This is a genomic window from Pigmentiphaga sp. (assembly GCF_033795525.1).
Classification (GTDB): domain Bacteria; phylum Pseudomonadota; class Gammaproteobacteria; order Burkholderiales; family Burkholderiaceae_B; genus Pigmentiphaga.
Window position 1 is genome coordinate 581,182 of the sequence record NZ_JARYGM010000001.1, and the last position, 14,177, is coordinate 595,358.

Here is a 14,177-nt window from a genome sequence, read left to right on the forward strand (position 1 = left end):
GTCGAACTCCACCAGCGCGCCAGTTCTTCCCGTTGGGTCTCGCGTATTTTCAGGAACTGCTGCGCGACGCGCGAAGACAGATGGGCGCGTGGAACCAGCGGTGATGCAGGGACCGGGCGGTCGTTGCGGGCCGCGTAGAATTGTCGATATCCGCCAAACCATTCACAGGAAAGGAGATGGCCATGAACCAGGAAGAAGCCATCGTCGAGCTTGCCAAGCTGCTACGAGAACAGTTGAACCGCCTCGATGGGCTCACGATCGCCGCGCGCGTGCTCGCACGACAACGCATGGCATCGGACGAATTCCGGGAGGCGGTGGAGCACGAAATGCACAGATTCACGTCGCTGCTCCAAGACACCCGGCGCGCCGCAGAAATCGAGATCGAAGTCGCCCGCATCTTCGACCGGACGTCCATTCATCCCGGTGGGCCTGCCCGGCCGGAAGTGTAGAAAAACGTGGCTTGGCCGCGATGGAACTCGCTTCCACCGCAAAGACCGTGTCGATGTCGGGTTCGGCCAGGCCGGAAAAAGAAAAACGCCCTGGGCGGTTGAGGCCTAGGGCGTTTTTTTGTGAATTCTGGTGGGCTGTGAGTGGCTCGAACACTCGACCTACGGATTAAGAGTCCGCTGCTCTACCAACTGAGCTAACAGCCCGATGACGGCTTCCCTCAGTTGCCTGCCGACACGCATCGCAAAAAAACCGAAGGAACGCGATTATACACGGCGCGCACGCCGTATCAAACGCAACCTGACCGTCAGGCCGCAAGCCGCGGCGGAGGCAGTGGCCCCAGGGCGTTTTCGATGGCTATGCCGATTCCCAGCAGGGCGGAGTCAGTATCCGGCAGGCCGTCCAGCTCCAGGCCTACGGGCAGGCCTTGGGACGAAAGCCCCGCGGGCAGGCTCAGCCCGGGGAAACCGATACCTCCGGTGGCCGGGGTATTGCGTATCAGCAACAGCCCGCGATTCACCCGCCGGCCGTTCAGCTCCACGGTTGCATCACTGCGGTCGCCCCCTTTCAAGATGAGAGGGGCCACGACGGGCTCGGTGGGAAAAGCCAGCGCCTCTATGCGACGGCTACGGAAAATCTCTCGGTATTCAGCCACCAGGGCGGGCAGGGTCTGCCGGCGCAGCACGGCCATGGCTTCGTCGCTCGGGTGCGCGGGCCAGGGCACGAAGCGGCTCTTTACGTCCGCGCTGGCAAGCTGCTCGATGACCTGATCGAGGGTCAGTCCCGGCATGCGTACGGCCAGATAGGAGGCCAGGTCGCGCCCGAAGCCCGCGGCGTTCATCTGGTTGTAGACGTCCCGCGCCCGGCGTTGCAAGCCCTTCATGTCGATGTCGATGAACGCGACGCCGTGTTCGCGCAGGCGCGCCATCGCGGACTCCAGCGTGTCGAGCACACCGGGCCCCAGGTCTTCCCAATAGTCGGCACGCGGCACGCCTATGCGCAGGCCCTTCAGGGACGCCGGCGACGGCACCCGGCGGCCGGAAATGGCTGCGTCCAGCAATGCCACATCGGCGACCGTCCGAGCCATCGGGCCGATCGTATCGAGCTCGAACTCCAGCGGCACGACGCCATCCAGCGAGTAGGCGCCGCGCCGGCCCGCCGTCGTAGGACGTAGCGCGGCAATGCCGCAGAAGGCGGCGGGAATACGGACCGACCCGGCGGTATCGGTGCCCAGGCCCGCTGGCGCGATACGCGCCGCGATCGCAGCCGCCGTACCGCCGCTGGATCCGCCCGGGATGCGGTCGGTATCGTAAGGGTTGCGCACGAAGCCGAACGCGGGATTGGAGGACGTGCCGCCGATGGCCAGTTCGTGCATGTTGGTCTTGCCCAGCAGCACGGCGCCCTGGCCGAACAGCTTGTCAACGACCAGCGCATTCATGCGCGGAAAGTTCTTCTTGAGGCTCGGGGTACCGGCAGACGTGGGAAAACCGACGGTATCGATGTTGTCTTTTACAGCCAGCGGAAGTCCGGCCAGCATGCCCGGGGACTGGCCTTGGGCACGCGCGAGGTCCACCGCGCGGGCGCTTTGAAGCGCGCTGGATTCGTCGAGCCAGGTAAAGGCGTTGAGCGACCGATAGCGGCGGGCACGATCCAATAGGACCGACATGTATGCCTCGGCCTTCATATCGCCATCGCGGATGTGACGCACCGCCTCGGTCGCGGTCAGGTCAGCCACCCCGCTGGATCGGTCAGGGCCGGCGGCTGCGCCTGGCGCGGCGCAGCCGCCGGCCATCGACAGCATGGCCGCTGATGGCACGCCCACGGCAACGGCACGCAACACAACGCGGCGGGCGTGGTCAGGCAACGCATCTTCGAGCCGCCCGATATCGGCGGTGTCGGGAATGGCGCGGGGCGACTGGTTCTTCGTCATGGTCTTCTCCAGGTAAGGATCCGTCTTGCGCAGAATTCCCGGTGCCTGGCATCGGCATGAGCCGCGTGCCGCCTGTGCTTTTGTGGTTACCGCCGTGCCCGGCCCCGCGTTCCCAGGCAATGGCGGCCGGCACGGCCCCGGGCCATGGCGTGGCATGGCGTCCCGATCATAGCGAGCGAAGGAAAACAACTGAAATAAGGATGGTTGATGGATCGACAACAAAAACATATCAATACCTCGGCGCCGCCACCGGTCGGCGACAACATGGGTAGGTAGAATCAAGCGTTCCAACTCGCCTTCTTCGCCCTGATGCCAATGAAGACCTCGTTCTCGTGTCGCTGCATCGCCCTGTTCTTTTTCCTGTTCTGCACGGCCTGGCTGCCGTCCGCCCATGCCGCCGACGCGCCCGCCGAGCCCGTTATCACCCCTGTCCAAGCCAATCAGGTGCTGGAGATCCTGCGGGACGACGCGCGGCGCGCGGAGCTGGAACGAACGCTCAGCGTGATCGCGGAGGCGGCTGGCCGGCAGGCACCGGCTACTGAAGCCGCCCCGCCGGCGCCGGTGGCACTCGAGAAGGACGGCGTCATCGCGCAAACCTTCGCGCAGGCAGGCAATTGGATGGATACAGCCGTGGCCGAGTTGCGGCTGACAGCGAGCACCTTGCTGCAGCTGCGCTCTGCCCGATCATGGTGGCGGGACTATGTCGGCACCCCGGAGGCCAGGGAGGCAACGCTGCTCGGTATCGGCACCATTTTGCTGATCCTGGCCGTTGCGCTAGGCGTGGAGGCGCTGGTCGCGCGCCTGCTCAAGCGGGCGCGCAGCCGCCTGGTGGCGTTTGCCGAGCAGCGCCGCCTGCAAGAAGGAACAGGGCCCTCGGCCGATGCCGGGGGCGCAACGAGCGGCAGCGAGGCGGTTACCCGGGTCCGCCATTTGTCCGTGCTGCGTCGGGTGCCCTACGCCATGGCATACATGCTGTTGACGCTGGTGCCGCTGGCCGGATTCCTGGCCGCCACCACACTGCTGGCCCCGATTTTCGGCGGCCCTGCCGCGGGGTTCTATCCTTTCATCCTCCCGCTGGCCGGCGCCTACCTGGCAACGCGGCTGGCCATGGCGGCGCTGCGGCTGCTGGTGTCGCCGGTCAGCCCTGCCCTCCGGCTGTCCCGGCTGGGGGGCGACTCTGCACGCTATCTCGATAAGTGGCTGCGGCGCCTCGTGATCGTGGCGGCATTCGGCGCCGCGGCAGCTGAGATTGTGCAGCTGCTGGGTGCGGCCCCCGATGTTCGCCATGTGCTGACCAAGTTGGTAGGCCTGATCCTGCACGGCATGCTCATCGTGATGGTGGTGCAACGCCGCGCGCAGGTAGCGCGCTGGCTTCGCGGAGAAAAAACCGGCGGCATTCGCGCCGCGCTGGCTGACGCGTGGGCGCCCACCGCGATCGCGATCATCGCGGGGCTTTGGGTAGTCTGGGCCTTGGGCGCCGCCGCGAGTTTCTCGCAGTTGCTGCAGTACGTCTGGCGGACGGCGCTGGTCATGCTCTTGGCTTCGCTTATTTCCATGCTGCTGCTGGGTGCGATCGACCGCCTGTTCTACGGCGGCGCACCGGGCGCCGGCGAGGAGGCGCCCGGCGAGCGCCCCTATCAGGCGCTGGCGCAGCATACCGTGCTGGCCGTGCTGTTCGCGGTCACGATCATCGCGCTGCTGGAAGTCTGGGGTATCCATGCCCTGGGGTGGTTCGAAGCCGGCACGGTGGGCCGCCGGCTGGCTTCGGCGGCAGCAACCATTGCCGTGGCCTGCGGCCTGGCATTGCTGGCCTGGGAAGCCGTGACCGTATCGATCAACCGGCGCATCGAACGCTGGGCCGCCGCCGGCGACCTGATGCGCGCTGCGCGCTTGCGGACCCTGGTGCCGATCCTGCGGGCGACGCTGTTCATCGTCATCGCGATGATCGTCCTGCTGACCGCCCTCAACGAGCTGGGCATCAATATCGCCCCGCTGCTGGCCGGCGCCAGCATCATCGGCGTGGCGATAGGCTTCGGTTCGCAAAAGCTGGTCCAGGACTTCATTACGGGCATTTTCCTGTTGATGGAGGACGCGATGCAGGTAGGGGATTTCGTCAGCCTGGCCGGCGTGTCCGGCACGGTGGAGAACCTGTCGATCCGGACCGTGCGGCTTCGGGCGGGGGACGGTTCGCTGCACGTCGTTCCCTTCAGTTCGGTCAGCACCGTCTCGAATACCAATCGAGGCATCGGCAACGCCTCGATACGCGTCAGCGTCACGGCCGACTCGGATCTCGACACGGTTATCGCGGCGATACGCGCGGTGGGTGAGGAAATGCGCAACGATCCAAACCTGGGCCCCCTGATGCTGGCCGACCTGGACCTGTGGGGGGTGGACCAAGTGGACGGCGCGTCGATCACCCTGGCCGGGCAGATTCGCGCGCTGGACCGTGGGCGGTGGACAGTGCAGCGCGCGTTCAACCAGCGCATTTATCGCCGTTTCCGGGAACTCGGGATACAGTTGACGAATCCCCAGGCCAGTTTCGTCCAGCGCCTGGAGGAGCCGGAAGCACCCGCCAAGGCGGACGGCACCTCCTCCTCCCCGCCGCTAGGCGATGCGGGATAGGCAGTAGGCCGGGCACGGCACTTGCCGCTCGGCCGTGTCTGAACTTGCGGAGCATGGCATGAAAACTGAACCGAAAGACCGCCGGGACAAATCGTCCAAGGACAAGGACCATGACAAGGCCAAACAGGCCGACGAGGGCCTGCCCACGTACCAGGAGCTGCTTGACGATTCGCTCGAGGGCACGTTTCCGGCCAGCGATCCCATCGCGCCGGGAGCTGCCGCCGATGCCGATAGCGAAGTCAAGACATGCAAGGATGACAAAGACTGGAAGCTCAAGCCCAGTCATCCCAAGAAATAGGGCCGGGTCCGTTTCCTGCTGAATGGATGACCGCCGGGGCCGGCGTCTTCCGCCCCGGCGCACTCGCACTATCCAGGAGACGACGATGGCCCGAGATGTGACGACCGTATTGAACGACCTGATCGAAACCTGCAAGGACGGCGAGTACGGCTTTCGCCAGGCCGCCCAGGATGCCCACGACCCCGAACTGAAGACCTTGTTTTCCCGCCGTGCCGCCGATTGCGCGGCCGCCGCGGCGCAGCTACAGGAACAAGTCGCCAGCCTGGGAGACGAACCGGAGGAAAGCGGCACCGCCGCCGGCGTGCTGCATCGCGGGTGGATAGGACTGAAGACCGCCGTTGCGGGACGGACCGACCTGGCGATATTGGAGGAGTGCGAGCGCGGCGAGGACGTCGCCAAGAGCCGCTACCAGGCCGCGTTGGGAGAAGAGCTGCCGCCCCAGATTCTCGCCCTCGTGCAGTTGCAGTACGAGGGCGTCGTGCGCAACCACGACCAGGTGCGCGAACTGCGGGACCGCATGCGGGCCCACGCCTGACCCGACGGCCCTGCGGCCGCTACCGGCGTTCCACGGTGGCGGTCCGCGCCAGGCTCTGTATAAGTCCCACCAATTGCGAAAATTCCACTGGCTTGACCATGTAGACCTGGAAGCCGCTGGCCAGCGCACGTATCCGGTCTTCCCGCTGGCCGGCCGCGGTCAGCGCGATGGTCGGCGTAGGCGCTGGAAAACGGTGGGGCGCGCTGCGCTCCAGCTCCCGTATACGGGCCAGCAGGTCGCATCCGCCCAGACCGGGCATGGTGACATTGCTGATCACGACTTGCGGCAGAGCGCACTGGTCCGCTTGCTGCAGATGCTCCAAGGCGGCGGCGCCGGTCTCGCAGGCGGTGACCGCCGCGCCGGCCTGGCGGAGCGAGTCCGCCAAGGCGCCCCGCGCCTGCGCATGGTTCTCGACCAGCAAGATGCGAATGTCGGCCAGGGCATCGGCCGGTACCTGTCCGGTTCTTTCGGGCTCGGCGGCCGGCTTGCCGGCAGCCAAGGGTAGATAGATCGAGAACACTGCGCCCTGCCCTTCACCGCCGCTATGCGCCGCCACGCGGCCGCCATGCAGCTCGGCCAGGTGCCGGACCAGCGTCAGCCCCACCCCCAGCCCTTCCGAACGCCGGGAGCGGAAAGTATCGAGTTGGCGGAACGGGTCGAACAGATAGGGCATGACGTCCGGGGCGATGCCTTTGCCGGTGTCGCCGACGGCGATGCAAGCCTCGCTCCCTACCGCCTCGATCCGCACGGAGACTTCGCCGCCCGCCGCCCCGAATTTGATGGCGTTGCTCAGCAGGTGGTCGACCATTTGCTCTAACCGCTCCGCGCAGGCGCGAACCTGGATATCGTCGCCCGGCCATTGGGCCCGCAATGTCAAGCCGCGTTCGGAGGCAGACTGCTCAGCCTTGGCGAGCGAGCGCCGCACAACCGGCTCCAGCGACAGAAGCTCCATCTCGAGCTGCAGGCGCCCGGTCATCGCATGGGTCACGTCCAGCAACTCGTCGATCAGCCGGACCTGCTGCTGGACGCCTGTTTTGATGCCTGCCAGGGCCCGCGTGACCCCCGGTATGCTGGCATCGACCCGGCTCTCCAACACGTGCGCCCAGCTCTGGATGCCATTGAGCGGAGAGCGTAATTCATGCGACACGACGGACAGGAACTGGTCGCGCACGCCCGCCGCACTTTCCGCTTGGGCCCGCGCAGCCTGCTCCCGCAGCAGCAAGGTGTCGAGTTCGACCTGTGCGAGGACCCACGCGGTGACGTCGGTCGTCACGGCCAGCACCCGGGAGGCGTCGGGATCGGGCGTTGCCCGGACACGGAAATGGCGGGTGTCGGCGCCCGTGTCGATCCGGTAATTCACGGTCTGCATCTTCCCGGTGGCGAACGCGTCCGCCACCGACTGCTCGTAGACCGACGCGATGTAGGGCGTCAAGCCGAGTTCCCGCGCCGTCTTGCCGGCAAAGGTCTCGGGCTCGATTCCGAAAAGCCGGCCGGCGGCCGCGTTGGCATATACGTATCGGATCGAGGGGTCGAAGGCCATGAACGCGTCGGGTACAAGATCCAGCATGCGTCGCACCGCGCCCTCGTCGCCGCCCTCGGCAGCTACGCCCGTGGCCGGCTCCTGATACTGCAGGCAGGTGCCGCTGAAGCCGACGAACTGCTGATTGGACTGGAAACTGGGGTGGGCCTGGGTATGGACGTTCAACAAGGCGTCTTCCTGGCCCAGTAGTCCATGGACGATGTCGAATGCCGCTGCGGCCGCGGCGCCCTTGGTAAAGGCTGCGCGCACACGCTCGCGCTGGTTGTCCGGGACACGGTCCAGCCAACCCCATCCCGCGGCCTTCCCGGCGGGCTGGCCGGTAAGGCGGGTCCAGGCGGGATTCACATAGGTCCAGGAGCCGTCAGCGGCGGCCGACCACAGCACGCACGGCGCGTGTTCCGCCATGCGACGAAAAACAGGATCGGCGGCAGGGGGCTGCGGAAGAGGTCGCGCGCCCATGCTCAACGAGGAAAAGGGGTAGACATGATCAAGGGTTCCTTGCTTTCAGCAATCAACGGGACCACTCCCGCTCATACCGCTCTTCCGCTTCATCGGGAAGGTGGATGAAGAACGTCGCGATGAAGGCTCCCAGCGAAACCACGAACAGGACAATGGCGATGGTAGCCGCGCTCGCGACCAGATCGCTCAGGCCGACGACCGCAACCAGCAAGGGAATCACGAAAAAGATAGTAGCCCAACGCAGCATGGTCTTCTCCTCGACCTTCCCGTAAAACCTCGGCATCCCGGCGCAAGGACCACGCCCTGCGGATGCCCTGCCCTTCCTCCCGAGCAGATTCCGTACCATGTTGCGGGCGCGCACCCGACGTTGGCCTTTCCCAGGGAAACAGGGACGTCTTGAGGCGCGCGTTATAAGATTTTCAGCCACCCCCTCACCGATCCGGGTAAAAACTACATGCAGCTTTTGCAAAATAGCGCACCCGACAGGCGCTGCCTAGAAGATCTACACTGAAGGCTCACCGGAGATCTCCATGGATATGTCCGAACTGTCGGCCGTGGTGGCGCGACGCTACGATGATGAGCTCATTCCCTTGCTGATGGACTATGTCCGGATCCCGGCCAAGTCCCCGATGTTCGACCCCAGCTGGGAATCGCACGGCCACCTCGCCGCGGTCGTGGAAGCGGCCGCGCAGTGGGCGCGCGCGCAGCCGATTGCCGGCCTGAAAGTCGACATCGTCTGCATCCCCGGCCGCACGCCGTGCCTGTATTTCGAGGCCCCCGCCACGCAGGGCCTGGGAAATGATCGCAGCATATTGTTCTACGGCCACCTGGACAAGCAGCCGGAGATGACCGGATGGCGCGACGGTCTGGGTCCATGGACGCCCAAGGTAGAAGATGGACGGCTCTACGGCAGGGGCAGTGCGGATGACGGCTATGCGGTCTACGCGGCGCTGACCGCGCTGGGAGCGCTCGATGCCCAGGGCGCACCCCGGCCCCGCTGCGTGGGCTTGATCGAAACCTGCGAGGAAAGCGGCAGCTACGATCTGCCCGCCTACCTCGACTTGCTCGCCGGCCGCATCGGTACGCCTACGCTCGTTGTCGGACTGGACTCGGGCTGCGGCAATTACGAACAGCTCTGGGTGACGACGTCCCTGCGGGGGCTCACCGGCGGCGTCCTGACAGTCGAGGTCTTGAGCGAAGGCGTCCATTCCGGCATGGCCAGTGGCCTGGTGCCCTCCTCCTTCCGTATCGCTCGCCAGTTGCTCAATCGCCTGGATGACCCAGCGACCGGACGAGTGCTGCTGCCTGAGCTGCACGCCGACATCCCGCCCTACCGAGTGGCGCAGGCCCAAACGGCCGGGCGCATCCTCGGAGACCAGGTCTGGAAGCAGTTCCCCTGGGTCGGCTGCTCGCATGGGCCGGACGGCCATGCCCACGCCCAGCCCACCACCACCGACCCAGTGGAAGGTATCTTGAACCGGACCTGGCGGCCGGCCTTGTCCGTGACCGGTGCTGCCGGCTTGCCGTCCATCGACCAGGCCGGCAACGTGCTCCGTCCCAAGACGTCGCTCAAGCTCAGCATGCGCCTGCCCCCGACGGTAGACGCAGAGCGGGCCGCCCATGCCATGAAGCAGGCGCTGGAGAGCGCGCCGCCCTATCAGGCCAAGGTCAGCTTCAAGACGGAAGGCAGTGCCTGCGGCTGGAACGCGCCGCCCACGGCACCGTGGCTGGAAGACGCCCTGGATGCGGCCTCGCACGCCGCTTTTGGGCGGGAAACCGCGTGGATAGGCGAAGGCGGCACGATTCCCTTCATGGGCATGCTGGGCGAGAAATTCCCCCAGGCGCAATTCTTGATCACGGGCGTGCTGGGCCCCCAGTCGAATGCCCACGGGCCCAATGAGTTCCTGCACATTCCCTACGCCAAGAAACTGACGGCCGCGGTGGCCTACGTAGTGGCCCAGGTACGCTGACGGCCAGGCCCCGGCCAACTACTTGAGGTCGTCCAGCGCCTGCACGATGTGCTCGAGCACCTGCAGGCGCGCGGTCCGCTTGTCGTCATGGGCAACAATGAACCACGGGGCATGCAGGGTGTCGGTGCGCGCCACCATGTCGCGGGCCGCGTCCATGTACTCACCCCATTTGCGGCGGTTGCGCCAATCGTCCGGGGTGAGCTTGAAGCTCTTGAAAGGGGACTCGCGCCGTTCGCGAAAACGGCGCAGTTGTTCATCGCGCGAAACCGAGAGCCAGAACTTGAGGACCAGCGCTCCGCTGCGGACCAATTGATCTTCGAAATCGTTGATCTCGGCATAGGCCCGTCGCCATGCCGCGGGCGTTATGAGCGCATCGACACGCTCCACCAGTACCCGCCCATACCAGGAACGGTCGAACATGCATACCCGGCCGTGCAGCGGCAACTGGCGCCAGAACCGCCACAAGTAGGGGTAGGCGCGCTCCTCCCCGGTAGGCGCCGACACGGGCACGATACGGAAGTGGCGCACATCCAGCGCGTGGGCCACGCGGCGGATCGCACCGCCCTTGCCGGCGGCATCCACGCCCTCGAACACCAGCACCAGCGAGCGCTGCTGAAAACGCTTGCTGCGCGCATGCTCAGCCAATTGCGCCTGGTAGGACGCCAGCCGCTTTTCATAGGCGTCGCCGTCCAGCTTGCCACCCCCTGGACGCGGCGCCATCGCCAGTCGCCGATGACGGCGAAGCGCGACCGCGGGCGGTGGCGCACGCCGCGCCACGGCGGGAAGCGGACCGGCCAGCGCATCGAGCACTGCGCTGGCGGTCTCCACGGTACGCAGCCTGGCGTCGGCGCCGGGCACCACTCGCCAGGAAGCGTGGGGCGCCTGCGTGGCCTCCAGCACGATGCGGCCGGCGGCACGCAGGCGCTTGAATCGCTTGCGCACGCGAAGGTCGGCCTCGGACACCCGCCACGCGGTGGCGGGGTCGGCAAGCTGCTCGTCGATGCGCGCAATCTGGGCCCTGCGCGACAAGTGATACCAGAGCTTGACGATGCGCACCCGCTCGGCTGCGAGCATGGCCTCGAAACGGCGGATCCTGGCCGCCATGGCAAGGATGCGTTCCATGTCGGGACTCTTGCGGGCCGCCTCTTTCAGTAGCGGCGTATACCACGCGTCAAAGACGATGCCGCTTTGTCCACGGGCAGGCAAGGCGTTCCAATAGCGCCACATGGCCGGCCGCTGCGCTTCCTCGGGAGTCGGTTCGCCGAAGGCCTGCGTGCGTATGTGCCGCGGGTCCATCCATTCGTTGAGCAGGTTGATGGTGCTCCCCTTGCCTGCGCCGTCTATGCCCGCCACGACCACCAGCACGGCGCGGTCTCGTTTCTCCAGCAGCTCGTACTGCCGCTGCAGAAGCTCCGTCCTGAGGGCAAGCTCGCGCCGTTCGTACTCCTCTTCGTCGATCGCTGGATCGAGTTCAGCCCGCTCGAACACGGTACGCTCTCCCAAAGTGGCACCGCCCCTGGTCTACCACAGTCGCCATCGGGGGCACAAGCCAAACCCAAGGGCTCTTCTGCTAACCTGAATGGAACAGGCCCGCACGCCGGGCTCCCGGCAGGCAAGGAGATAGACATGAGCATGCGTGTTGAGAAAGACACCTTCGGCCCCATCGACGTTCCCGCCGAACATCTCTGGGGCGCTCAGACCCAGCGTTCGCTGCAGTTCTTTTCGATCTCGACGGAAAAAATGCCCGAGCCGCTGATCGTGGCGCTGGCCCAGGTCAAGCGTGCCGCCGCCCGGGTCAATGCCGAACTGGGGCTGCTCGACCCCAAGCTAGCCAAGGCCATAGAGTCGGCTGCCGACGAAATCGTGGCCGGCCGCTGGTCCGGAGAATTTCCTCTCAGCGTGTGGCAGACGGGCTCGGGCACGCAGACCAACATGAACGTCAACGAGGTATTGGCCAACCGCGCTTCCGAGCTGCTGGGCGGCCAACGGGGCCAGGCGCGGCTGGTCCACCCGAACGACCACGTCAATCGCGGCCAGTCGTCCAACGACGTGTTTCCCACCGCGATGCACGTGGCGGCCGCGCTGCAAGTCCATACCCGGCTGCTGCCGGCGCTGGCCCGCCTGCGCAAGACCCTGGGCGACAAGGCGCGCGCGTATGCCGACATCGTGAAGATAGGACGTACCCACCTGCAGGACGCCACCCCGCTGACGCTGGGACAAGAACTCTCAGGGCACGAGGCGCAGCTGGTGCTGGCCGAGGAACAGATCCGCTACACCCAGCGCGGTCTGCTGCAGCTGGCCATAGGCGGCACCGCCGTCGGCACGGGTCTGAACACCCATCCGGAGTTCGGGGCGCGCGTAGCGGCCGAACTCGCCAGGGAAACCGGCCTGCCGTTCGAGTCGGCGCCCAACAAGTTCCAGGCCTTGGCTTCACACGAAGGACTGCTGTTCGCCCACGGCGCGCTCAAGACCCTGGCTGCGGGCTTGATCAAACTGGCCAACGACATACGCTGGCTGGCCAGCGGTCCGCGCTCGGGCCTGGGTGAGATCCGCATTCCGGAAAACGAACCGGGCAGCTCCATCATGCCGGGCAAGGTCAACCCTACCCAATCCGAAGCGCTGACCATGCTGGGCGCGCAGGTCCTGGGGAACGATGTCGCGATCAACATCGGCGGCGCGAGCGGCAATTTCGAGCTCAACGTATTCAAGCCGCTGCTGGTCCATAACTTCCTGCAGTCCGTGCGCTTACTCGCCGACGGCATGGAGAGCTTCGAGAAGAATTGCGTGGCGGGGCTCGAGCCCAATGCGGAACGTATTGCCGAGCTGGTGGAGCGGTCGCTGATGCTGGTTACCGCGCTCAATCCGCACATCGGCTATGACAAGGCGGCGCAGATCGCCAAGAAGGCGCACAAGGAAAACCTATCGCTCAAGGAAGCCGCCCTCGCGCTGGGCTACCTGACCGAAGAGCAATTCACCCAGTGGGTGGTACCCAAAGACATGGTCAACGACGGCCGCTGACCTCGGCGCCGGCGCCGGGCGCCAAGCGGCGGAAGAACAGCACGGACAGCACCATCGCGCCGCCGATCACCAGGTATCCCGGCATGACGTCGTACGCATCCAGGACCGTGGTCCCGCGGGCCGCCATGCTGGTCTTGAGCGCAAAGGCGGCCACCGCCACGCCTAGGCTGATCGCCAATTGCTGGACCGCACTGGCCATTCCCGTGGCCCGGCCCATCTGATCCGGGCCGATGTCGGCGTAGGCCAGCGAGTTGACCCCCGTCAACTGCAGCGACCGGAAGAACCCGCCCAGCAACAGCACGATGATGATGACCGCATGAGGGGTCGCAGGCGTGAACAGCACGCAGCCCACAATGGAAATGCCGGTGAGGAAGGCGTTCACGACCAAGGTGCGGCGAAAGCCGAAACGCTTGATGATGGGACTCGCGGTCATCTTCATCATGAGCGCCCCCACGGCGCCGGCGAAGGTCAGCAGCCCGGCGGCGAAGGGCCCCATGCCGAACGCCACCTGCAACTGCATCGCCAGCAGGAAGGGGACCGCGCCGACCGCCAGGCGGCACAGGTTGCCGCCCAGCAGCGAGATGGAGAAGGTCGGGATTTTCAGCAGGCGGAAGTCGAGGATGGGATGCGGCGAGCGTTCGGCGTGCTTCACGTAGGCCACGCCGCACAGGGCGCCCAGCACCAGCAGCGCGATTACCATGGTGGACGACAGCACACCGTGGCCGACCGCCTCGAAGCAGAATACCAGCGTCCCGAGGCAGACCGCCGTGAGCAGGAAACCGATGAAATCCAGCGGCTGAGGCTTGCCGCCGTCGATGTCCTTGATATAGCGCAGCACCAGCACGACCCCGAGGATGCCGATGGGCACGTTCATGAAGAAGATCCAGCGCCAGGATCCGTATTCGACCAGGAAACCGCCCACCGCCGGCCCGAATATGGGGCCGAGCAAGGCCGGCATACTGAGAAAGGACATGGCGCGCACCAGGTCGGACTTGGGTACGGTACGCAGCAGCACGATGCGGCCCACCGGCACCATCATCGCACCGGCGAAGCCTTGCAGCATGCGGCCGGCGACGAGTTGCCCCAACGACTGCGACAGCCCGCACAACGTTGAGCTGACGGCGAACAGGACGATGGCCGAGGCAAACACCTGCCGGGCGCCGAACCGGTCGGCGGCCCAGCCGCAGATCGGTACGAACACGGCAGCGCTGAGCAAATAGGCCGTGATGGCCACATTGAGCTTGACCGGGTCCTCGCCCAGGGAGTGGGCCATGGCGGGCAAGGCCGTGGCGATGACCGTCGAATCGAGCATCTGCATGAACAGCGCGCAGCCGACGATCAAAGGCACCATCATGGGC

General features: G+C 66.0%; 11 protein-coding genes and 1 tRNA gene. 6 read left to right on the top strand and 6 right to left on the bottom strand.

What is annotated here, in order from left to right; translation table 11 throughout:
• The first annotated feature begins 182 nt into the window (after positions 1-182).
• Complete coding sequence (locus QHC78_RS02775) at positions 183-449, top strand: hypothetical protein (protein WP_319742349.1); 267 nt, start codon at positions 183-185, stop codon at positions 447-449.
• A gap of 128 nt (positions 450-577) precedes the next feature.
• Here QHC78_RS02775 and QHC78_RS02780 read toward each other — a convergent pair.
• Positions 578-653 (bottom strand) — tRNA-Lys (locus QHC78_RS02780).
• 101 nt (positions 654-754) lie between these two features.
• Entirely contained in the window at positions 755-2,377 is a 1,623-nt protein-coding gene (locus QHC78_RS02785; RefSeq protein WP_319742350.1) for an amidase family protein, read from the bottom strand.
• Between the two features lie 315 nt (positions 2,378-2,692).
• On the opposite strand from QHC78_RS02785, the gene QHC78_RS02790 reads away from it, so the two are divergent.
• The 3 genes from QHC78_RS02790 (at position 2,693) to QHC78_RS02800 (ending at position 5,832) form a co-directional block, all read left to right on the top strand.
• On the top strand, positions 2,693-4,999 hold the full coding sequence (locus tag QHC78_RS02790; protein ID WP_319742351.1) for a mechanosensitive ion channel domain-containing protein: 2,307 nt from the start codon (positions 2,693-2,695) through the stop codon (positions 4,997-4,999).
• 58 nt (positions 5,000-5,057) lie between these two features.
• Positions 5,058-5,297 carry a hypothetical protein gene (locus tag QHC78_RS02795; protein ID WP_319742352.1) on the top strand — a complete coding sequence of 80 codons (240 nt, stop codon included), beginning with the start codon at positions 5,058-5,060 and terminating at the stop codon, positions 5,295-5,297.
• An 85-nt stretch (positions 5,298-5,382) separates the two neighbouring features.
• Positions 5,383-5,832, top strand: coding sequence for a PA2169 family four-helix-bundle protein (locus QHC78_RS02800; protein WP_319742353.1), 450 nt, complete (start codon positions 5,383-5,385; stop codon positions 5,830-5,832).
• Positions 5,833-5,851: 19 nt separating this feature from the next.
• On the opposite strand, the gene QHC78_RS02805 is transcribed toward QHC78_RS02800, so the two are convergent.
• Both QHC78_RS02805 and QHC78_RS02810 read right to left on the bottom strand, forming a co-directional pair.
• On the bottom strand, positions 5,852-7,831 hold the full coding sequence (locus QHC78_RS02805; protein WP_319742354.1) for an ATP-binding protein: 1,980 nt from the start codon (positions 7,829-7,831) through the stop codon (positions 5,852-5,854).
• Positions 7,832-7,883: 52 nt separating this feature from the next.
• On the bottom strand, positions 7,884-8,078 hold the full coding sequence (locus QHC78_RS02810; RefSeq protein ID WP_319742355.1) for a DUF1328 domain-containing protein: 195 nt from the start codon (positions 8,076-8,078) through the stop codon (positions 7,884-7,886).
• Positions 8,079-8,361: 283 nt separating this feature from the next.
• Between QHC78_RS02810 and QHC78_RS02815 the strand changes: the two genes are divergently transcribed.
• A complete protein-coding gene (locus tag QHC78_RS02815; protein WP_319742356.1) occupies positions 8,362-9,801 on the top strand; it encodes a M20 family metallopeptidase in 1,440 nt (479 codons plus the stop codon).
• 18 nt (positions 9,802-9,819) lie between these two features.
• Here the strand turns inward: QHC78_RS02815 and pap are convergent, their stop codons facing one another.
• Positions 9,820-11,289, bottom strand: a complete 1,470-nt coding sequence (gene pap, locus QHC78_RS02820; protein ID WP_319742357.1) for a polyphosphate:AMP phosphotransferase — start codon at positions 11,287-11,289, stop codon at positions 9,820-9,822.
• A 138-nt stretch (positions 11,290-11,427) separates the two neighbouring features.
• On the opposite strand from pap, the gene fumC reads away from it, so the two are divergent.
• Positions 11,428-12,819 carry a class II fumarate hydratase gene (gene fumC, locus QHC78_RS02825; RefSeq protein ID WP_319742358.1) on the top strand — a complete coding sequence of 464 codons (1,392 nt, stop codon included), beginning with the start codon at positions 11,428-11,430 and terminating at the stop codon, positions 12,817-12,819.
• On the opposite strand, the gene QHC78_RS02830 is transcribed toward fumC, so the two are convergent.
• Complete coding sequence (locus tag QHC78_RS02830; RefSeq protein ID WP_319742736.1) at positions 12,803-14,170, bottom strand: DHA2 family efflux MFS transporter permease subunit; 1,368 nt, start codon at positions 14,168-14,170, stop codon at positions 12,803-12,805. The genes fumC and QHC78_RS02830 overlap by 17 nt on opposite strands.
• Positions 14,171-14,177 lie beyond the last annotated feature (7 nt).